Origin of the sequence: Synoicihabitans lomoniglobus (assembly GCF_029023725.1) — a bacterium.
Classification (GTDB): Bacteria; Verrucomicrobiota; Verrucomicrobiia; order Opitutales; family Opitutaceae; genus Actomonas; species Actomonas lomonigloba.
Window position 1 is genome coordinate 1,297,200 of sequence record NZ_CP119075.1, and the last position, 20,476, is coordinate 1,317,675.

Genomic DNA, 20,476 nt, shown 5'->3' on the forward strand with positions numbered 1-20,476 from the left:
ATCGAAAGGAGGGTCCGTAGCTTTCTACCCCGAGACTGACTGGCCCGCCGGTTTTGGAGTCCATGCATCGTTATGTTTCGTCTTCTCCATTCGGCAGATTGGCAGTTGGGTGCCCGCTTCTCCCAATTCGGGGGCAAGGGCGTGCGTTTGCGCGAAGCGCGTCTCGAGGCGCTCGAACGCACGCTGCAGTTGGCGGAAAAACACACCGTCGACGCCTTCCTCATCGCGGGCGACCTCTTCGAGGACAATCAGGTCGAGGATGCGCTGGTTGAGCGGGTGCTGACTCTTTTCGGAACGCACCCGCAGCTACCCATCTACATCCTCCCCGGTAACCACGACGCCGCCTCAGGCCCCGATTCCGTCTGGCAGCGCAAAGCCTTCCTCAACGCTCCGGCCCACGTGCACGTCCTCCGGGAAGCCGGCGTCACGGATCTCGGCGCAGGCACCTTCCTGCTCGCGTCCCCGCTGCACCAAAAGCTCTCGACGACCGACCCGAGCCTGAAGCTCGTTGATCTCGCCGCCGATCTTCCGGCCGACGCCATCAAGATCGGCCTCACCCACGGTGCCCTCGCCATCGAGGCCAAGCACCAGCCCAACGATTTCCCCATCGCCCTCAACGCCGCCTCCCGCGCCGGGCTCGACTACCTCGCCGTCGGCCACTGGCACAACTGGCTGCCCGACACCGACGGCGGTCGCATTGTCATGCCGGGCTCCCCCGAGCCCGACCGTTTCATCAACGACGCCAGCGGCCACGTCGCCCTCGTGGAAATTCCGGGTGCCGGCCAAGCCCCGCAGGTCAAACGCTTGCGCGTGGCGACGCTCGACTGGCGGGAGATACTCTTCGATTTCCACGCCGCCGAGGCCTCCCGAGCCAGCCTTGCCGCCACCCTCGCCGAACTCACGCCCCAGGCCGCGCACACTGTGCTGCGGGTGAAACTCACCGGCACGGCCACGCCGACCGCCGTCGCCGAACTCCGCGCGTGGCTGGACACCGTGCTCACGCCCTTCCTTATCAGCCAACTCGTGGATAAGTCGCGCATTGCCCTCAGCGCGATCGAGCAAGCCGACCTCCAGGCCCGTCACCCGATCCTCGCCCAAGTCCTGGCCGACATCGACCGCCTCGAAACCTTCGCCGGCGGCACCGTCGCCACGGCCGAATCTCAAATCTCAAATTCGAAATCTGAAATCGCCGAGCTGGAGGCCGACGGCGTCGCCGCCCTCCAGCTCGCCGACGCCCAGGCCCTGCTCGGCACCGCCAAGATCGCCCTTACCCAGCTCACGCCCGAGTTCTTCGCCCAACTGCGCCAAACCGTCTTTCAAACCCTGCAGGAGGTGTCGGCGTGATCCTGCACGCTATCGAGCTGCACCACGTCGGCCGCTTCCGCGAGTCGGTCCGCCTCGGCCCCTTCGCGCCGGGTCTCAACGTGCTCTCGGCCCCCAACGAGTCCGGCAAATCCACCTCGCTCCACGCCGCCGCCCGCGCCCTGTTCGATCGCCACACCACCAAGGGCGAGGAACTCAAATCCCTGCAACCCGTCGGCACCGACCTCGCGCCACGCATCGCCGTCGAGTTCGAGACCGCCGCCGGTCGTTTCCGTATCGAGAAGACTTTTCTGCAAAAGCCCACCAGCGAGCTGCGCGCGTGGCAGTCCGCGTCGTGGCAACTCATCGCCGAGTCCGACCAGGCCGACCAACGCGTGCAGGCGCTCCTGCACTCGTCCCTACCCGGACGCGGTGCCACCAAATCCGAGCACTGGGGCTTTCTCGGCTTCCTCTGGGCCCGCCAAGGCGAACCCGCCGTCTGGCCTGGGTTCAACGACGAAGGGGTGGGGCAGAACATCCGTGCGCAACTCGTGCAACTGGAGCTCGATCCCGTCATCGAACGCCTGCGCGAGCGCCTCGCCGCGACGTTCGGCTCGATCCTGACCGCCACCGGCCAGCCCCGCACCGGCGGCCCACTCCGCACCGCCGAGGATGACCTCACGCGCCTCGACGAGGAACTCACGCAACTTCACGCCACCCGCACGAAATTGGAGGACGCCTTGGTGCGTTACCAACAGGCCGCCTCCGGCGTGACCCAGTTGGCCAAGGAACACGCCGAACGCACCGCCGCCGCCGCGACCCTGCACGAGTCGGCGCAAGCCGCCGAGCGCCTGAGCGCCGAGCTCAAAACCCATCAACACGCCCTGCTCACCGCGCAGGAGAAACTCGACACCGTCGCGGCCGACGCCACCAAACTCGCCCACCTGCGCCAACTCACCGCCGAGGCCCAAACCGCGATCACCGCCGCCGAGCACACCGCCGCCACCGCCACGCAGAAACGCACCGACCTGCGCGCCCGCCTCGACGCCATGCAGACCGAACGCCCCCAGCGCGAATCCGCCCTGCAGACGCGCCGGGTCGAGTTGCAGCGCGCCCAAGGTCTCCTGCGCTTGCGCCAACACACCGAAACCGCCGCCGCGTTGGCGCGACAGATCGCGAAAGTCGAGGCCACCGCCGCCGAGCTCGCCGAGCTAAAAGCCCGCCAGGCCAAGCTGCCCGACCTCACGCCCGCCCAGCTGCGCAAACTGGAAGACCTCGCCGAGCAAACCCGCACCCTGACCGCCCAGCTCCAAGCGCTCGGACTCACCGTCGAACTCACACCCGACCGCGACGCCTTGGTTGCAGCGGACGGGAAATCCCAAAACCCAGATCCCAAATCCCAAACGGAGATTCCAGCCGGCCAGACCACCACCTTGCGCAGTCCGCAAACCCTCGACCTGCACCTCGCCGATTGGGGCCGCATCGTGATTCGGTCCGGCGCTCAGGAAACGCAGAATGTCGCCAAGGAACTCGACACCGCGCACACCGCCCTGCGCAACGCTTTGGAAAAGGCCGAAGTCCCGACTCTCGACGCCGCGCGCGAAGCCGTGACCGAGCGCCGGGAGCTGGACACCCAACTCAAAACCCTCGGCGCCACGCTCGCCTCCCAACTCGGCGAACACGACACCCTCGCGGACCTGCAAGACACCGCCGCCAGCGCCGCGCGCCGAGCCGACGCCCAAGCCGCGACCCTCCCGCCCACCGCCGCCGACCACGCCCTCAGTCAAGCCGACCTCGAAGCGACCGAAGCCCGCCTCAGCGCCGCCCTGCCTGCGGAGGAAAAGGCCCTCACGGCGTTCGACCGCGAGATGGAGCGCATCCGCACCGAAGAACGCACCGCGACGCAGACCGAGCAGACTGCCGACAAACAACTCACGGAACAGCGAGGCAGCCTGCGCACGCACGAAGCGCAAACCGCCGACCTCATGGGCCGCTACGCCGACGGACTCGACGCCGCTAAAACTGCAGCGCAGATCGCCTTCACCCAAGCGGAAGCCCGCGTCGCCGCCGCCAAAGCCCAACTCCCGCCCGACTACGACAAATTGCCCGAGCGCAACAAACGCGCCGCCGTCTCCCTGCAGCAGATTGCTAACGAACTCCAAGCCCGCCGCACCGAACGCGATCAAGCCAAAGGCACGCTCGAAACCCTCGGCGGCCAAGGCCTGTATTCGCGGGAAACGGAACTCGAAGAAAAGAAAGTCGAAGCGACCCTGCGGCGCGACGCCGCGCGCGCCCAAGGTTGGACGACCCGCATCGCGCACGACCTCATCGAGCACCGCAAACAAGCCGCGACCAAGGCCGTGCTCACGCCCCTCGAGCAACGCCTCACGGCGGCCTTTGCGGAACTCTCCGGTGACCCCACGCGCCAAGTATTCCTGAACGAACAACTGCAGATCGCCGGCATCGGCCGCACCCGCGAAGCCACCCACGCCTTCGACCAACTCTCGCAAGGCGCCAAGGAACAACTCCTCCTCTGCCTGCGTCTGGCCGTGGCGCAGGAACTAGCGACGGACGAACCCCAAGTCCTCATCCTCGACGACGTCCTGGTCAACACCGACCCCGTCCGCCAAGAGAGAATCTTAGATGTCCTCGGAGCCCAAGCCACCCACCTCCAAATCCTCATCCTCACCTGCCACCCCGACCGCTACCGCGGAGTAGGGCAAGCGGTAAACTTCACGATATAAAGCGCCGACGAATATCCCTTTTCATTTTATGAGAATCTCTAAAATCACTGTCGAAAACTTCCGTTCGATCCGTCGAGTTGAAATTGATGCTTCGGCGTTCAATGTGCTCGTTGGGCGAAACAACCACGGAAAGACGAACTTATTTGATGCCATTCAATGGTTTTACACCGGATCAGGCGATCTTGCGGAACTGAAAAATTCAGCGGCTAGAGAGGATGACGAAATTTCAGTCGAGTTGGAATTCTCAGGGGTTCAAGAAGGTCTCGGCCAGATCACCCATGCGGACAATCAAACGAAGCTCCGCAATGTTCTTGGTGAAAGCGATACCATGCGGGTGAAACGTATGGGCTCTAAGCCAAAGGAGCGTCTTATTTACAATCCGACAAAAGACGAATGGAAGAAGCAGCCGTGTGGAACTGATGGGCCTTTTAACAACTGCATCCCTCGTTTCGAGTTCGTTGAAGCGACCAAAAATCTTAGAGATGTTGGGAATTACAAGTCGACGACCCCGATCGGCAAGATGCTTGGCGGAGTTCTCGCTGAGATACTGGAAGCTGAGGAGGAATACGTGAAATTCCGCGAACAGTTTGAGAAACTTTTTTCGTCAGAGACTTCGAGCATCAAGCAGAAGCTCAAGGACGTCAGCGGGCAAGTTTGTGAGCATCTCAAAAAGCAGTTCCCCGATTGCGCTGACGTTGAGTTCCTGGTTCAGGAGCCTGCCTTTGATGAATTGCTCAAAAACTTTCGCACGGAAGTCGATGATGGGGTCACCACCACCGCAGAGGAAAAGGGAGACGGGATGCAACGAGCGCTAATGCTCGCGATCATTAAAACCTACGCTGATCAACGGCGGGATGATGCACTCGGGCGTTCGTTCATATTCTTCATCGATGAGGCAGAGCTTCATCTCCACCCGACGGCGCAAAGGCAGCTCAAGCAAGCCTTGTTGGAACTGGCCGACGGACACGATCAAGTATTCATCAACACGCATTCCTCCGTGCTGTTGACTGACAACTATGGCCAGCAATCCCTGTTTCGCGTTGCCAAGGAAGCGCAGGGTGAGACGCAAATCGGGAAAATCGATTCTTCACCGAAAAAACACGAAGTCATTTTCGAGCTGTTGGGGGGCTCTCCAGCCGACATCTTACTCCCGGCAAATTTCCTGATCGTTGAAGGGCCAAGTGAAGTTGAGTTTTTTAAGCACGTTATTTCCCGCCATTACTCGCATCAGGTTGAGATCCACGTTCTCGCCGCCAACGGAGACGATGAGCGTCAACGCCAGCAGGTAACAGCCGTTGAGGACTTGCTGGCAACCATCGACCGCCGCCCCATCTACCGAGAAAAACTGACAATCCTCTTCGACAAACCGGATACTGGGAAAGAACAGCGATTTGAGGACTTCAAGAACGGTCGTCTTCATGCCAACGCGAATGATCAACTATTCGTTTTGCCGGTGCATGGTCTGGAGGACTACTATCCAGCAGCACTCCGGGCCGCGACGCAGTTGGCACACAAAGTGAAACTCGCCGAATACATGGGGCGCAACATCACCAAAGAAAATTTTGAAAACCACATGCCGATCATGTTCAGGGCTTTGGAGCATTGCTGGGCAAATGCTTATTAGAATTAGCTAACCATTTTCTCCACAGATGAAGCCGAGGACTTAAAAGGGGGAAAATAAAGGGACAAGGAAAATAAAGGGACAGGCTAATAAAGACTCGTAATTGGAGAAGGACGGTGCTCTGCTTTCCCCCGATATGAGGACGGCACGGATCAAGGTGGATGCGGGGGAGGGCGTGGCGGTTTATCATGTGATGACTCGCACCGTGAATGGGGAGCATTTGCTCGACGACGTGGCCAAGGAGGTTTTGCGGAAACAACTGTGGCAGGTTGCCGATTTTTGCGGGGTGCAGGTGTGCACTTTTGCTCTTATGTCCAACCACTTCCATGTGTTGCTACGAGTGCCGCAGAAGTCGGAAGTTACCGATGCAGAACTGCTTCGGCGATATGCTGTGCTTTATCCGAAGCCGACCAAGTATCAGACGGCGCAGTTGGATGTGATTCGAGGGCAATTGGTCAAGGATGGGCCAGAGGCGGTGACGTGGCGGTCGAGGCAGGTCGCCTTGATGGGGGATGTTTCCCAGTTCATGAAGCTGCTCAAGCAGCGGTTCTCCGTATGGTTCAATCGTTCCCATGGGCGCTATGGCACGTTGTGGGCGGAGCGTTTCAAAAGCGTGTTGGTAGAGGGCAAAAGCGGGGTGATGCGGACCATGGCGGCCTACATTGATTTGAACCCGGTGCGCGCCGGATTGGTCGAGGATCCAAAGGACTACCGGTTCTGCGGTTACGCAGAAGCGGTGGCGGGTAACGCCACGGCTCGACGGGGGCTGGATTTGTTGTTCGAGGGTGGCACCGCTGACAATTGGCGGTCCACGCAGAGCGCTTATCGGCAGATCCTGTTTGGCACGGCCGCGGGGCCGCGGGAACATGGACATCATATTGATTCCGAGGCGTTTGAACGGGTGGTGGCACAAAAAGGCCAACTACCGCTGCAGGCGGTTCTGCGGTGCCGTGTTCGTCACTTCACGGACGGAGCGGTGCTGGGGTCCAAGGCGTTTGTCGCCGAACAGCTGAATCACTATCGGCGGGCGACCGGTCGGCGCGAACGCACCGCGCCGCGTGATGTCCCGCGGGTGACCGACTGGGGCGACTTGTGCACGTTGCGCGGGTTGCGTAAGCATCCCTTTGGTTAGCGAAGCTCCAAAGGCCGCGGGCAAATTGGGCCGACCATAAAAACGGAATGTGATTTGAATTCCGCCCGATGTGGCGGCGGGGCGCTTTCGGCGAAAGCTCCGATTGTGGCGGGAAGGCGCGAGCGAGTTCGCGGCTTACGGGGTGGTGTGCGGGAGCGTTGGGTGGAGGAGGTCGTTGGCAGTGGATCGGTGACGGGCGGTTGTCGTCGACGAACGATGTGTCCACCCGGTGGTGTCGTGGTGAGGGTTGCCTGAGACGGGCCCGAGCGACTTAACTGCGATGGTCATGAGTAAAAACCTCGTCGTTTGTTGTGATGGGACGAACAACCAGTTTGGGTCGTGCAATACGAACGTGGTGCGGTTGGTGCAGGTGTTGGATCGCGATCCGGCGCGGCAACTGGTCTATTACGATCCGGGGCTGGGCACGTTGCCGGAGCCGGGTTTTTGGACGCCGGTTGGCAAGTGGTTTTCCAAAGTGATCGGCCTGGCGTTCGGCGTGGGTCTGGAGGGAAAGGTGGCACGGGCTTACATGTTTCTGATGCGGCACTATGTGCCGGGAGATCAAATTTACCTCTATGGGTTCAGTCGCGGGGCCTACACCGTGCGGGTGCTGGCGGGGGTGTTGCATCAGTTCGGGTTGTTGCCGTCGGGGAACGAGAATCTGGTGCCTTACGTGATGCGCTACACGAGCGCGGTGAAGGGGCTGGACGGGAAGTCGGCGGCGAAGCGTAGTTCGTATTGGAAGGTCGCCCGGGAATTTCGGCGAAGCTTTGCCCGCACTATCACCCAGGGGCAGCGGGAGTCGCGCACGGTGAAGGTGCGGTTCATGGGTTTGTGGGATACGGTGTCATCGGTGGGGTGGGTGTGGGAGCCGTCGCGGTTTCCGCACACAACGAAAAATCCGGGCGTTGAGATCGTGCGTCACGCGGTGGCGTTGGATGAGAGGCGTGCGTTTTATCGGCAAAATCGGTGGACGGATCAGCCCAAGCCCGGACAGGACGTGGCGGAGTGGTGGTTTCCGGGGGCGCACAGCGATGTGGGCGGCGGGCACCCGGAAGGCGAGGGCGGGTTGTGGAGGGCACCGTGGTTGTGGGTGCTGTGGGAGTCGCGGCGAGCGGGGCTGCGGGTGCGAACCAAGGCGGTGCGGCAAACGCTCAAGCGCACGCCGATTCCGCAGCCGGGTTGGGCCAACCGTCCGCACGATTCGCTGACCTGGCGTTGGTGGTGGGCGGAGGTGTTTCCCAAGTTGCGGTGGCACGCCACGTCGCGTCGCAATCTCCCGCATGTGAATCTCGGCCGGTGTCGACATCTCGCCGCCGGCACGTTGTTGCACGCGTCGGTGCTGCGGCGTCTACGGCGAACGGACCTCAATTATACGCCGGCAAATGTCTCGCCGGCAATGATCGCACAAGTGCGAGCGTTGAAGATCGTGCCGCGGGTTTCGCGGATGGCGCGGGATGAAGGGGGCGATGCTGGTGCGTGAGGCAGGTTTGTTTTTCTACAGAAGCTAACGAAGCCGTCAGTCGGCCGTCAGCCGGTGATGGCTTGAGTGGGAGAAATTTAACCGAAAATCACGAAGGACGCTAAGCCTCTCCGGTGGTTGGTTTTTAAGGGAATGTTCACACCGCGGAAACGGATGTATTCGGTAGGGCGATTTCCCCGAAAGCGTCGAACGCGGTGGCATGCTTTTACCGCCGGTCGCTGAGGGCGAGTAACCGAGAGGCAGGACTGTTTTGGCTCACGGCACACTCGGAAGCGTCCGCGTGATGGTGAGGTGTTGGTGGGCGGGGGCAGGATAAATATTTAACTGCAGATAACACCGATCGAAGACCACGAAGCCACTCCACCGCGTGGTATTCTTCGCGCGCTTGGCGATCTTCTGTAGGAAAATCTCAACCTGATGGATCTGCAAATTTATGCGAAATCCGCGCTTGAGTTTCGTGGGCCACGCCGGTGTGTGTGATAGAGCCTTTTAGGCTCACGGAATACACGAAACCTGTAGGGTGATGCTGGAGCGGAAGGGACTGACAATTGCGGTTGCGGTCATTGGCGCGTGACGTGGTGCGCGGATGGCATGCGGCAGTTATGAAGGCGGGGGTTCGGACGTTGACCAAGGTCGGTGCATTCTGTTGTTGATCTGGTCGCCCCGACTCCGCTGGTGAAGTTGGATTACCCCGGCCTTTCGCGAACATATCCGATGCTTAAAAAATTCCGCCACGACCCCTACTTTCTGTTTAAATACAATGTGCTGAGCGTGGTGCTGCTGGCGCCGGTTTCGGTGGGGATATTCCTGACCTGGTCCTCGTGGGGAGAACATCCCTACGGGTGGGGGCTGTTGCTGTGCATCGCGCCACTTTGTTTGCCGAGCTTGTGGTCGATTCTGGGGAGTGCGGTCATTTTGGTGCCGGTGGCTTCCGCGCTGGGGTTGGTGGAGTTTTCAATGTCGAGTTGGTGGCTGATTCCGCTGGGCGCATTGGTGGGACTGCAGTCGGCGCATTTAATGCACAATGCGGCGCATCGTAATCTGAGACCGCTGTGGTTGAACCGGGTGGTGGGCGAGATTTGCGGATTGCAGCAGTTGATGGGCTACCCCCACTGGGCGGTGCCACACATCATTCACCATCAGTTTCCGGATGATCCGGAGAAGGATCCGCATCCGCCGGAGACGCTCGATTTTCTGTCATTCATGGGACAGATGGGGCAGTCGATGGGGCGGGTGGTGCAAAATAACTTTTTTGATTTGTGGGGCGGGCAGAAGGACGCCCAGGCGATATGGGATTGGACGCGGCGCACGTCGATGGCGTCGCGTTATGCCCGGGCCATGTTTCTGTTGGTGCTGTTGGGGCCGGAGGCGTTTGTGCTGGGCTACATGGTCTCAAAGATCGTGAACATGGTATGGTATGCGCATTTCAACTACGCGACGCACCGACCGGCGGGAAATGGCGAGACGAAGATTCTGAACTTGGATCACAATTTGTATTACCGGTTCATGAACGCGACAATGGCGGGAGCGTATTATCATAAAAACCACCATGCGCAGGCGTCGCTGGCTGACCCGCGCAAGCTGAACCCGATTCCGGCCGAACCGTTCATCTCTTACCGGGCTGAGGAAGTGGTGCCGGAGAGCGAAAAGCCGACCGGTTCCTGACTAGCCCGTGTTCGTTGGTCGGCCCGCTGGGGCGGAAAAACAGGTGGTTGAGGTGGAGTGATTTCATCCAAAGCACCGAGGGCGGTGGCGAGGCGGGATTGTTTTTACCGAAGATCGCGAAGGACGCGAAGCCACTCCTCGGCTTGGTTGCCTGGGCGATCTTCGCGATCTTTTGTAAAAAGATCTTAAGCTGATGGCTTTGCGATAATCTGCGAAATCTGCGGTTTAATTCCGTGATTCACTACGCCGCGGACGGCGTGGATGTTGTCCCATTGCGGGCGTTGAGATTTGGGGACACCAAAAACCCGCGTCGGTGAGGACGCGGGTGGTCAGGCGTAACTGGTATTATGATACATAACAGATCATGCGGCGAGGGGGTGGCGTTCCGTGCGCGGCGCGGTGACGGTGGTATCGGCGTAGGTGCAGGCTTTGCTGCCGTAGTCACCGAGGGCAATGGCGGCGATCGCGGTGCCGGTGGCGGCGGTGGAAACAATGGCGGCACTGAGGCCGAAAGCGAGGGCGGCAGGCGCGACGAGCGCGGCGATGAGGAGGGTGGCGGTGAGTTTCATTTTGGATGGCATTGAAGGGTTCGTTCTTAGGTGGTTCATGTTGTTGATTACACCGCCAACGTGGCGGAAGTTGCAGAATTCGATGGGTTTTTTAGGTGCAGTGGTTTTTGAGCTGGGATGAACGGTAGCGGTAGCAGATTTTAACCACGAATGGATGCGAAGGGCGTCACCTGCCGGTTGCGCACGGCGCGAGAAGATTAAAGACGTGGGATGTATTCGTGCGGGGAGTGTGGTTTGAGAACTGAAGCTGCGGTCGCGGTAGAAGGGGCCTTCGGTTTGGTGGACCGAAGACCTCGCGAGCACTGCGTTCACATAGGAGTGCCGCCCGTCCGCCGATAGGTGACAGGATTTCGAAAATTCTTTCGAAGGGGCTTGCCGTTGCTCGTCGAGTGATGGCGGCCCCGGGGTGTTATTGACCGCGGATTTCGCGAATGGCGCGTATCGTGGAGAGCCACGTCGCGGCGGGAGGTAGGTGGTTTGTTTTTCAGAAGATGGCGAAGGTCGCGAAGCCTCCCCGGTGACCGACCTGAATCACATGCGTTAGGACCTCACTTCTGCCTTCCTTGGTGACCTTCGTTTCCTTCTGTGAAAATAACAGGCCGGTGGATCGGTGTTAATCCGCGAAATCGGTGGTCAAACTCCGTCGTGCACTTCGGTGCGGAGCTTGGTGCGTGATGTTTTTTACAGAAGGTCGCGAAGGGCGCGAAGCTACTCCTCGGCTTGGTTTTCTGGGCGGACTTTGCGATCTTCTGTGAAAAGTCGTTGGGACGATGTACCTGCGAATCCTGTGGTTGAATTCCTTGATCCACTTCGGTGCGGACGACGGGTAAATCATCTCTCTGCGGGGTTGGCTTCCACTGGTCGGTCGGGTAGGCTTGGATCTGTGAGATCCGGTGTTTTCGGTGGGTAAGATCGGGTCTCGCTTCGGAAGGGGTGGGGTGAATCGTGGGAGGCGTTTATGTCGCGTTCGGGATTGTTGCTTTTGCTGATCATTTACTTGGGGTTCATCAGTCTGGGACTGCCGGACGGGACGTTCGGGGTGGCGTGGCCGGAGGTGTATCCGGAGCTCGAATTGCCCATCGGCTTGGCGGGGGCGGTGGCGGTGCTCATCACGTTGCTGTCGGCGACGACGGGGTTCTTGAGTGGTCGCATCATCGCGCGGTTTCGCACTGGGCCGGTGGTGGCAGTGAGTTGTTTGCTCACGGGGTCGGCGTTGGTGCTGTTTTCGCAAGCTCAGGGGCCGTGGTGGTTGTGGTTGGCGGCGGTGCCGTTGGGAATCGGGGCGGGGGCGGTCGATGCTGGTCTGAATGGTTTTGTGGCCCGGCACTACAGCGGACGGCACATGAATTGGTTGCACGCCTGCTGGGGCGTCGGAGCCACGGCGGGGCCGCTGCTGATGGGGTTTGCGTTGCGCACGGACGGAGGGTGGCGGTTGGGTTACGGTGTATTGGGGAGTTTCCAAGTCGGGCTCGCGGTGATCTTTGTGCTGACCCTGCCGTGGTGGGCGGCGGCACCGGATCGGCCAGCCGCGGGGGAATCGAGAGCCGGTGATACGGACGTTGCTTCGGGAGCGGCGGCGCCGAACTGGGGGGCGAATTCATGGGCAGGCTGGCTCTCGCCGGTTTTGTTTGCCGTGATCGTGGCGGTCGAGACGACGGCCGCGTTGTGGGCGGGGTCGATCCTGGTGGTGGGGCGTGGGTTCGAACCGGGGGTCGCGGCGTGGTGTGGCGCGGCGTTGTTTGGGGCAATGACGATGGGCCGGATTCTGGCGGGGTTTGTGGCCGAGCGGTGGGGAAATCGGCGTCTGGTGGCGCTGGGGTTGGGGGGCGCCATGGTGGGCGCAGTGATCTTTGCGATGAATCCAGGACCGTGGTTCAACGTCGCGGCGCTGGTGGTGTTTGGTTTGGGCATGGCGCCGCTTTACCCGTGTCTCATGCATGAGGTGCCGCGGCGGTTTGCGGCGGATGCGGCCCAGACGGTCATAGGGCGTCAGTCGGGAGCGGCTTACTTGGGCGCGGCGATAATGCCGACGGCGGCGGGCGCCTTGGCGGCGAACGCGATCCACGTCATCCCGTGGTTGTGGGTGGGCGGACTCGCGCTGGGCATGCTTGGAGTCCGGCAGCTCAACAAGATCACGTAGGTGGCGAGGCGGGATGACGGTTGGACTGCAGCGGTAGTTTTAAACGCGTTGGTTCACACCGTTGCGTGTGGCGGGATTGTTTTTTTACAGAAGATCGCGAAGGGCGCGAAGCCACTCCTCGGCTTGGTTTCCTTGGCGGTCTTGGCGATCTTCTGTAAAATTCATCAGGCTGATCGATCTGTGATGGTCGGCGGAATCTACGGTTTAAATCCGTGATTCACCCTGGTGTTTAGGTGGGATTGTTTTTTGGCCCACGGAAGACGCGGAAGACACGGAGCCGTCAGCGTGGTCATCGGGTAGTTATGACTGGGAGGCAGGGTTGGTATTTTGACCACAGATTGCACCGATGGGCACAGATTGGAGGGAGCCGTGCCCGCGATGCTGGGATTGGTTTAAACAGAAGATCTCGAAGGACGCGGAGCCATTCGTCGGCTTGGTTTTCTGGGCGAACCTGGCGATCTTCTGTAAAAATATCTCAGGCTGAGGGCCGGTGTTAATCGGCGGAATCTGGGGTTTACCGTCATCCACCCCTACGGCGGTCATGTGGAAGTCGTTCCTTCGAGGGGGCGGGAATCAACTTTGCAGGATTCGGCGGTTCTGATTGTCGAGAGGTCTGGGACTTGCTCATAGTGCGCCGCATGTGTGCTCGTTCAAAACATCCATTGCGTGAAGAAGGCTTCCGGTCACTCGAGGAGGAGCTGCGGCTTCTGACCGAGAGTTTTGCCGTCGTGTTGCGCCGCATGGGCGAGGACGAGTTGGCGGATCTGCTGCCGTGGGTGGGGGCCAAAGCCGAGAAGGCGGGCGAGACCAAGCGTTCGTTGGGGCAGGCTTATTCGATCGCGTTTCAGTTACTCAATATCGTCGAGGAACGCACCGCGGCGCGGGTGCGGCGTCGGCGCGAGACCCAGTCGGGGCCGGCGGCCGAAAAGGGGTTGTGGGCCGACAATCTCGCGAGCATGAAAGCGCTCGGGTTGACGGAGGACCAGATGATCGAGGTGTTGCGCGTCGTGGTGGTGGAGCCCGTGCTGACGGCGCATCCGACCGAGGCCAAACGTGCGACGGTGCGCGAGTTGCACCGCGAGATTTACGGACTGATCAACGCGCAGGAAAACGCCCTCTACACGCCGCGGGAGCTCGCCCGGCTGCGTCACCACATTGAGACGCGATTGGAGAGCTTGTGGCGCACCGGGGAGATTCAGGTCACCCGGCCGACGATCGAGGCGGAGCGCGACAATGCGTTGCACTACCTGCGCGACATTTTCCCCGAGGCGGTCAAGCGCAGTTACGTGCATTTGAGCGAGGCCTGGACGACGGAGGGTTTTGCTCCGGAACGATTGGCGGAGGTCGGGGCGTTCGTGCGTTTCGGCACGTGGATCGGCGGGGACCGGGACGGTCATCCGTTTGTGACGAACGAGGTGACCCGGACGTCGTTGCGAGCGCTGCGGCACAATGCCCTGCGAGTGCATCGTCGCGGGTTGGAGGCACTGGCATCGGATCTGCCGCTCAGTTCGTTGTTTCAAGCGCCACCGGCTCCGCTGGCGGCGATGATTACGCGCTTGGGCAAGGAGGTCAAAGCCGCGGGGGGCGTCGACGCGCCCGAGCTGACTTCCCGGGAACGCGAGGAACCGTGGCGTTTGGCGACAAGCCTTATGCGGGCGAAGACGTTGCTGGCACAGGAAGCGCCGGAGAGCGGCCGCGGCTATGTGAAACCCGCCGAGCTCGACGCCGATCTGGCGGTGTTGGCGGAGGCGCTGAACGAGATCGGCGCGGGGCAACTGGCGCAGGATTTTGTGACACCGTTGCGGCGGCAGTTGGATGTGTTTGGCTTTCACCTCGCGACACTCGACGTGCGCCAGAATTCGGCCTTTCATGAAAAGGCGCTGGGGCAGTTGTTGGAGGCGGCGGGAGTCGTCAAGGCGTCCGACTACGCGGCATGGTCGACGGCCCAAAAACGCGAACTACTCGACCGGGAGCTTATGTCTCCGCGTCCTTTCCTGGCGACGGGTGCGAACGCGGGCGCGGAAGCTGAAGCGGTGCTGTCGTGTTACCGCGTGCTGGCGGAGCACGTGGCGCGTCACGGGCAGGCAGGGTTGGGTGCGTTGATCGTGTCGATGACGCGTTGCACGGAGGACCTGCTTACGGTTTATTTGCTGGCTCGTGAAGTCGGGCTGGCACGGTGGAGTGAAGGCGGGTTGGTATGCGCGCTGCCGGTCGTGCCGTTGTTTGAAACCATGGGCGACTTGGAGGAAGGGCCGGCCATTGTATCCGATTTTCTGAGTCATCCGGTGACGCAGCGCAGTCTGGGTTTGGGCGACGGCGCGTGTCCGTCGTTTCAGATGATGGTGGGATATTCCGACTCCAACAAGGACTGTGGCATTTTTGCCAGTCAGTGGGCGTTGCATCGGGCGCAGGATGCGTTGGCCAAGGTGGTCGCGAAGGGCGGTGCGAGCCCGGTGTTTTTTCACGGTCGCGGTGGCACGGTCGGGCGCGGGGCGGGACCCACGCATTGGTTCATGGAAGCGCTGGCGGCCGGATCGTTGCAGGGCAACATGCGGATGACCGAGCAGGGCGAGACGATCGCCCAAAAATACGCGCATCAGGCGTCGGCGGTTTACAACGTGGAATTGCTCACGGCGTCGACTGCGGCGACGACGGCGCGGCATCGGTTCGGGGCGGAGCGCGACGAGACGTTGTGGCCGCTGCTGGACCAGGTGTCGGCGTGGAGTCGCGATGCCTACCGGGAGCTGTTGCACGCGCCCGACTTCATGAGTTTTTACCGGCAGGCCACGCCGATCGATGCGCTGGAGCATGCCCGCATCGGGTCGCGTCCCTCGCGGCGCACGGGGCAAGGTTCGCTGGATGACCTGCGGGCGATCCCGTGGGTATTTTCGTGGACGCAAAGTCGGTTTTATCTGCCGGGATGGTTCGGCGCCGGCTCGGCGCTGGAACGTCTGCTGAAGGAAGATCCCAAGGGGTTTGAGCGGTTGCGCAAAGCGGTCCGCAAGACGCCGTTTTTGCGGTATGTGCTCACCAACATTGAGAGCTCATTGGTCAGCTCCAACGAAGCCATTATGGACAGCTATGCCGGCTTGGTGGAGGACGCGGTGCTGCGGGAGCGTTTCATGGGCATGATCCGGGCGGAGTTTGCCCGGACGCAGGCGATGATGACGGAAATCTTCCGGGGCACGTTTGAAGAACGGCGTCCGCGGTTGGCGTTTACCTTGCAAATCCGCGAGCAAGCGTTGACGCAGCTGCATCGTCAGCAGGTGGCGTTGTTGAAGGAGTGGCGCCAGCTCAGTGGACGCGAAGCCGAGGCGATGTTGCCGGACCTGTTGCTCTCGATCAACGCGATCGCCTCCGGGCTGCGGACGACCGGGTGATGGGGACGTGTGGACGTGGGTTTAACGTAGTCGTGGTCGGCAGACGAATTGAAGCTGATGTCTGATACGGCACGGATGGCCTTGACCGGAACGCGGGTGGTGTTGCGGTGGGGGGATGTCCACGGCAACTGACCGCAATTACGATGATTACAAGGCGACGGAAAAGAAGGCGCTGGAGCTGTTGGCGGCGATGAAGGCGGTCTCGCCGAAGAAGGCGGATATCGAGCTGGCGCTGTTGGTCGCGATCTTCGAGCTGCACAAGGGCGCGTTGCCGGCGTCGGCGGTGCAGAAGATCATCAATGGTCACCTCGGCGTAATCGTGCCCCACTACGCGGCGAGCGCGTCGGGTTCGGGGTAGGCCTCGGCCTCGGCGTCGGGCTTCGGGCTTTTGGCTGCGGCGTGACGGGGAAAGGCGGTTTCGACCACGAATGCACGCGAATGGCTTCACCTACCGGTCACGCAGCGCTTTGCGGGACGGCGGGATCGCTTTTTAATGGAAGGGAACCAAGAGTGAACCGGTGGGGCAGGATTGGTTTTGGCCCACGAAACACACGAAACACACGAAAAATATGAAACCTTCAGCGGGTGGTGGTGGGGTTTTTTCGAAGGGAAGGGACTCACTCCGACGCGGACGACGTGGAAGTCGTTTCTCCGTGGGTAAAAGGGATTACACGCGGGTCAGATTTGGGGGGGTAGGGCGCGCCAGTGGCCGGGGGCGAGGTCGGCGGGGAGGTGGATGTCGCCAATGCTTTCGCGGTGAAGGGCGGTGACGCGGTTTCCCAGGCGGTAAAACATGCGCTTGATTTGGTGGTAGCGGCCTTCGTGCAGGGTGAGACGAGCCGTGTGGCTGGTGAGAATTTCGAGCGCGGCGGGTTGCGTCGTGAGGTCCTCGGTTTCGAAGTAAAAGCCGCGGGCAAATCGGTCCGGCGCTTCAGGGGCGATGGGGTCGCGTGTGGTGACGTGGTAAACTTTAGGCACTTTGAGCGTGGGGTGCATGAGGGCCTTGGACCATCGACCGTCGTTGGTGAGCAACACCAGGCCGGAGGTGTTGCGATCAAGGCGACCCACGAGGTGCAACGTGGCTTTGTCGGGATCGTCGATGAGGTCGATTACGGTGCGGTGGGTGGCGTCGGTCGTGGCGCTGAGCACGCCGACGGGTTTGTTGAGCATGAGGCAGAGACGGCGGGCCGATGCTTGCACGATCGTGTCGTCAAGGGTGACGCAGGAGAAGCGGTCCACCTCTTGGTCGAAGCGCGTTATGGGGTTGCCCTCGACGGCAACGCGTCGGTCGAGGATTACCTGCCGGGCGCGGGTGCGGCCCATGAGCTGAAACTTGGCAAGCAGGCGTTCGAGTTTCACGGGTGGGCGGTGGAGTCGAATCGAAGGAGGTGGCGCGAGAGGTCGAGCCTCATTCGTATTTCCCAAACCCGCGGCGGAATCAACCTCACTCCGTCAGGAGACCGATACGCGGAACGCCCTGCCAGGTGCGCGTGAGACCGTCGGGGTATACGTCGTGAAAGCGGTAGACCTCGATGAGCACCTCGCCACCGCTCCCGGTGCGGTCGGCCACCTGCACGGTGAAGGCCCCAGGTTCGGCAAAGACCACCGTGGCGGCGTCGAGGCTGCGATCGGCGAGAGCGAACGCGCCGGTGCGTTGGGCGGCTTTGGCGGTGAAGTCATTCAAATCGAGCACGCGTGAAGCGGCCGGAGCGAAGGACAAAGTCGCCTCGCGCCAGTTGTCATTGCGCACGAGGCGAGTTTGGCCCTGCAAGATGGTGAGGGCAGGATCGGCCAACGGTTTGGCCACTCCGAAGGCCTGTAGTCCCGGACCCACGGCGCGCACCAGCAGGGGCACCGCATCGGTCGTATCGATCACAAAACCGACCGTCGCCGTGCTGCCAGGGGCAATGTCGACCCGACAGGATACGTTGGCGACTTCGTCGCGAACGGGAGAGGGGTAGCGAGGATCCTCTACGTTGAGACCCGACAAGGTGAGAAACGTGAGGGGGATGAGCAGGATGAGGCAGAAATATTTCACGGCGGGATTGTCGCTTGCGACAATAGAGACGGGCGAAACCGCTATTGATTAGGGCAGTAAGCTGGTGGGCTTAGTTCTCCGGCGGTCGGACGGCCGAGTGAGCATGTTGGAAATGACGCAACTGATCGGGAGAGGCGAGGAGCAGCAGATGATCATCTGCGCGCAAACGTTCCGTTGGTCCCGGGTTGAGGTGGCGCTGGCCGTCGCGTTCGAGGCCCACGATGATCACATGGGTGGCGTAGTTTTCCCCGATTTCGGCGAGGGATTGGTCGATGAGTGCCGTCGGCGTGCGAATGACTTCCAGGCGGGCTTCGGAGAACTGATCCTGGCGGGCTTGGACGGCGTCGCTCAGGGCGGTTTGAGCCTGATTGAGGGCCGAGGAGGCTCCCACCAACAACAGACGATCGCCCGGATAAAGTCGTTCGTCGGGGCTGGGTGGGGCGATGATGAAGCCGCCGCGGTTGATTTCGGCGATGGCACAGCCGAATCGTGTGCGGACCGCGAGTTCGCGGACACTCCGACCGGCGCTGCTGCTTTGTTCAGGTAACGTGCACTCGCGCAGTTCGAGGTTCCACGTTTCCCCGGATTCCCACCAGCGCGGGGCGGCGGGCGCGATCGCTTGGGCTGGAGCGTCGTCGGCGAGCACGCCTTCCAAAGACTCCTGCCACTGGCTGTGCCAAAAAACGAGGCGGCGGGCGAAGACGAACGCGGCGAGCAACATGGCCACCGCCAATGTGATCCAGGCCCAGCGCGGGAGCAGACCTGTGGGCGCGACCTCCAGCAGCCAGGTCACGAAAATCAACCCACCCAGGGTGCGAGTCAGCACATGGGTGGACCGGTTGGGCGGGGCATTGCCCGCGGTCGAAAGGGTTTCGGCGCTGATCATGGCCAGGGCGGCAATGTTGCGCCAGATGGCGACCAACAGCACGAGGCAGATGAGGCTGAGCCCGATCCAGAAAACGGATTCCAATACCAACGGCGTGGCGGCGCTCCCCAGGGGACTCTGAAGCAGGGAGTTCAGCAGCGACGGGGAAAACGACAGGAGCCCGGTGACGATCAGCATCTCGCCGCCAATTTGGAGGAGCCGTTTGCGGCTCAACCGCCACCACACACCGCCGATGGGACGACGAGTCTGGGCGGCGATCCATGCATGGTAGGAGTCCAACGCGCGGCGCAGCCAACGAGGCTCGAGTCGGAAACTCCACGCGATCAACGGATCGGCATGCCGGTTCAACCAAGGCGATACCAACACGGTGAACAATGATACTCCGACGGCGATGGGATAAAACCGGGCGTCGAGCACCCCGGCGGAGATGCCGAGTTGAGCGATCACAAATGAGAACTCACCGATGGGAGTGAGCAGCAACCCTGCTCGGCGCGCCGCGGCGGACGGCGTGCCAAAAACCGACAACGCCACCGTCAGACTCAGGCTCCGCACGATCAGCGTGAACACGCCCAAACCCAGAATCATGGGCCATACTTCGGCCACGAGGCGCACCTCGATCATCATGCCGATGGAAACAAAGAACACACTGCTGAACAAATCGCGCATCCCCGCGAAAGCTTTGTCCACCGCACTTTTCTGCGGCATGTCGGCGACCATGGCCCCTAGCAGGAAGGCTCCGAGGGCGAGGGAATAGCCGGCCCGGACCGAAATGATCGCCATGAGAAACAACAACCCGGCGACCAGAATGGTGAGCAACTCCTCGTCGACCGTTGCTTGCAGTTTTTCCAGTAACTTGGGCACGAGGAACAACCCCGCGCTGACGAGCAGCACCACAAAAATCATCAACCCGCCCAACAGTTGCAACACGCCGGGGCCGGCGACATCGGCGCTCGCGGCAACCTCGGCGCCCAACAACGCGAGCATGACGACCGCCACCACGTCCTCGAGCACGGTGACGGTCAGCGCGATCTGACCGGCGCGATCATGGTTGAGTTTGAGCCCGGAAATGACTTTCGCGATCACCGCCGAACTGGAAACGGTGAGCATCGCCGCGATGAAAAACACTTGCGACCCGGTCCAGCCGACGAGTCCTCCGGCGGCGCGAGTGAGATGAAGCACCAACATCGCGCCCAGCGCCGTGGCGAGCAGCACGGGCAATCCCATGCGTTTGAAGCGGGAAAGGCTCAGCCCCAACCCGATCGAGAACATGAGGAACACCAACCCCACATGCGACAGTGTTTGGATGCGCGAAACATCCTCCACGTAGGCGAAGGGAGGGGTGTAGGGCCCGATGATGACGCCGGCCAACAAGTAGCCGACGATGACCGAAAGTCCCAACCGCCGACAAATGGCTCCGCTCACGCCCGCCGCCAAAGCGACGATGGCCAGGTCTTGGATGAAATCGATGCCGTTCATGGAGGGGGAAGCCTGTCCGACATTTGAACAATGCCCGAGC

Annotated in this window: 13 protein-coding genes; 9 read left to right on the forward strand and 4 right to left on the reverse strand. The window is 61.4% G+C overall.

The genetic code is table 11. The features are described 5' to 3' along the window. Nucleotides 1–72 precede the first annotated feature (72 nt). From PXH66_RS05010 to PXH66_RS05035, 6 genes are all read left to right on the forward strand, one after another. Complete coding sequence (locus PXH66_RS05010; RefSeq protein WP_330928465.1) at nucleotides 73–1,344, forward strand: metallophosphoesterase family protein; 1,272 nt, start codon at nucleotides 73–75, stop codon at nucleotides 1,342–1,344. Then, nucleotides 1,341–4,046 (forward strand): AAA family ATPase, encoded by a 2,706-nt coding sequence (locus PXH66_RS05015; RefSeq protein WP_330928466.1) that lies wholly within the window; start codon nucleotides 1,341–1,343, stop codon nucleotides 4,044–4,046. The genes PXH66_RS05010 and PXH66_RS05015 overlap by 4 nt, the downstream gene beginning before the upstream one ends. A 28-nt stretch (nucleotides 4,047–4,074) precedes the next feature. Continuing rightward, entirely contained in the window at nucleotides 4,075–5,670 is a 1,596-nt protein-coding gene (locus tag PXH66_RS05020) for an ATP-dependent nuclease (RefSeq protein ID WP_330928467.1), read from the forward strand. Nucleotides 5,671–5,803: 133 nt separating this feature from the next. Beyond that, a complete protein-coding gene (locus tag PXH66_RS05025; protein WP_330928468.1) occupies nucleotides 5,804–6,799 on the forward strand; it encodes a transposase in 996 nt (331 codons plus the stop codon). A 286-nt stretch (nucleotides 6,800–7,085) separates the two neighbouring features. Beyond that, nucleotides 7,086–8,282, forward strand: a complete 1,197-nt coding sequence (locus PXH66_RS05030; RefSeq protein ID WP_330928469.1) for a T6SS phospholipase effector Tle1-like catalytic domain-containing protein — start codon at nucleotides 7,086–7,088, stop codon at nucleotides 8,280–8,282. A 636-nt stretch (nucleotides 8,283–8,918) separates the two neighbouring features. Continuing rightward, nucleotides 8,919–9,947, forward strand: a complete 1,029-nt coding sequence (locus PXH66_RS05035) for a fatty acid desaturase family protein (protein WP_330932253.1) — start codon at nucleotides 8,919–8,921, stop codon at nucleotides 9,945–9,947. A 362-nt stretch (nucleotides 9,948–10,309) separates the two neighbouring features. On the opposite strand, the gene PXH66_RS05040 is transcribed toward PXH66_RS05035, so the two are convergent. Next, nucleotides 10,310–10,516 (reverse strand): hypothetical protein, encoded by a 207-nt coding sequence (locus tag PXH66_RS05040; protein ID WP_330932254.1) that lies wholly within the window; start codon nucleotides 10,514–10,516, stop codon nucleotides 10,310–10,312. 958 nt (nucleotides 10,517–11,474) lie between these two features. Between PXH66_RS05040 and PXH66_RS05045 the strand changes: the two genes are divergently transcribed. The 3 genes from PXH66_RS05045 (at nucleotide 11,475) to PXH66_RS05055 (ending at nucleotide 16,394) form a co-directional block, all read left to right on the forward strand. Next, on the forward strand, nucleotides 11,475–12,656 hold the full coding sequence (locus PXH66_RS05045) for an MFS transporter (RefSeq protein WP_330928472.1): 1,182 nt from the start codon (nucleotides 11,475–11,477) through the stop codon (nucleotides 12,654–12,656). 638 nt (nucleotides 12,657–13,294) lie between these two features. Beyond that, nucleotides 13,295–16,036, forward strand: coding sequence for a phosphoenolpyruvate carboxylase (locus tag PXH66_RS05050; protein ID WP_330928473.1), 2,742 nt, complete (start codon nucleotides 13,295–13,297; stop codon nucleotides 16,034–16,036). Nucleotides 16,037–16,151: 115 nt separating this feature from the next. Next, complete coding sequence (locus PXH66_RS05055) at nucleotides 16,152–16,394, forward strand: hypothetical protein (RefSeq protein ID WP_330928474.1); 243 nt, start codon at nucleotides 16,152–16,154, stop codon at nucleotides 16,392–16,394. A 320-nt stretch (nucleotides 16,395–16,714) separates the two neighbouring features. Here PXH66_RS05055 and PXH66_RS05060 read toward each other — a convergent pair whose 3' ends face one another. The 3 genes from PXH66_RS05060 to PXH66_RS05070 all read right to left on the reverse strand — a co-directional run bounded on the left by PXH66_RS05060 (nucleotide 16,715) and on the right by PXH66_RS05070 (nucleotide 20,436). After that, the gene (locus PXH66_RS05060; RefSeq protein WP_330928475.1) at nucleotides 16,715–17,395 is read right to left on the reverse strand and encodes a pseudouridine synthase; all 681 of its coding nucleotides are present in this window, start codon (nucleotides 17,393–17,395) and stop codon (nucleotides 16,715–16,717) included. A gap of 85 nt (nucleotides 17,396–17,480) precedes the next feature. Then, the gene (locus PXH66_RS05065; RefSeq protein ID WP_330928476.1) at nucleotides 17,481–18,074 is read right to left on the reverse strand and encodes a hypothetical protein; all 594 of its coding nucleotides are present in this window, start codon (nucleotides 18,072–18,074) and stop codon (nucleotides 17,481–17,483) included. Between the two features lie 70 nt (nucleotides 18,075–18,144). Continuing rightward, nucleotides 18,145–20,436, reverse strand: a complete 2,292-nt coding sequence (locus PXH66_RS05070) for a cation:proton antiporter domain-containing protein (protein WP_330928477.1) — start codon at nucleotides 20,434–20,436, stop codon at nucleotides 18,145–18,147. Nucleotides 20,437–20,476: the final 40 nt, after the last annotated feature.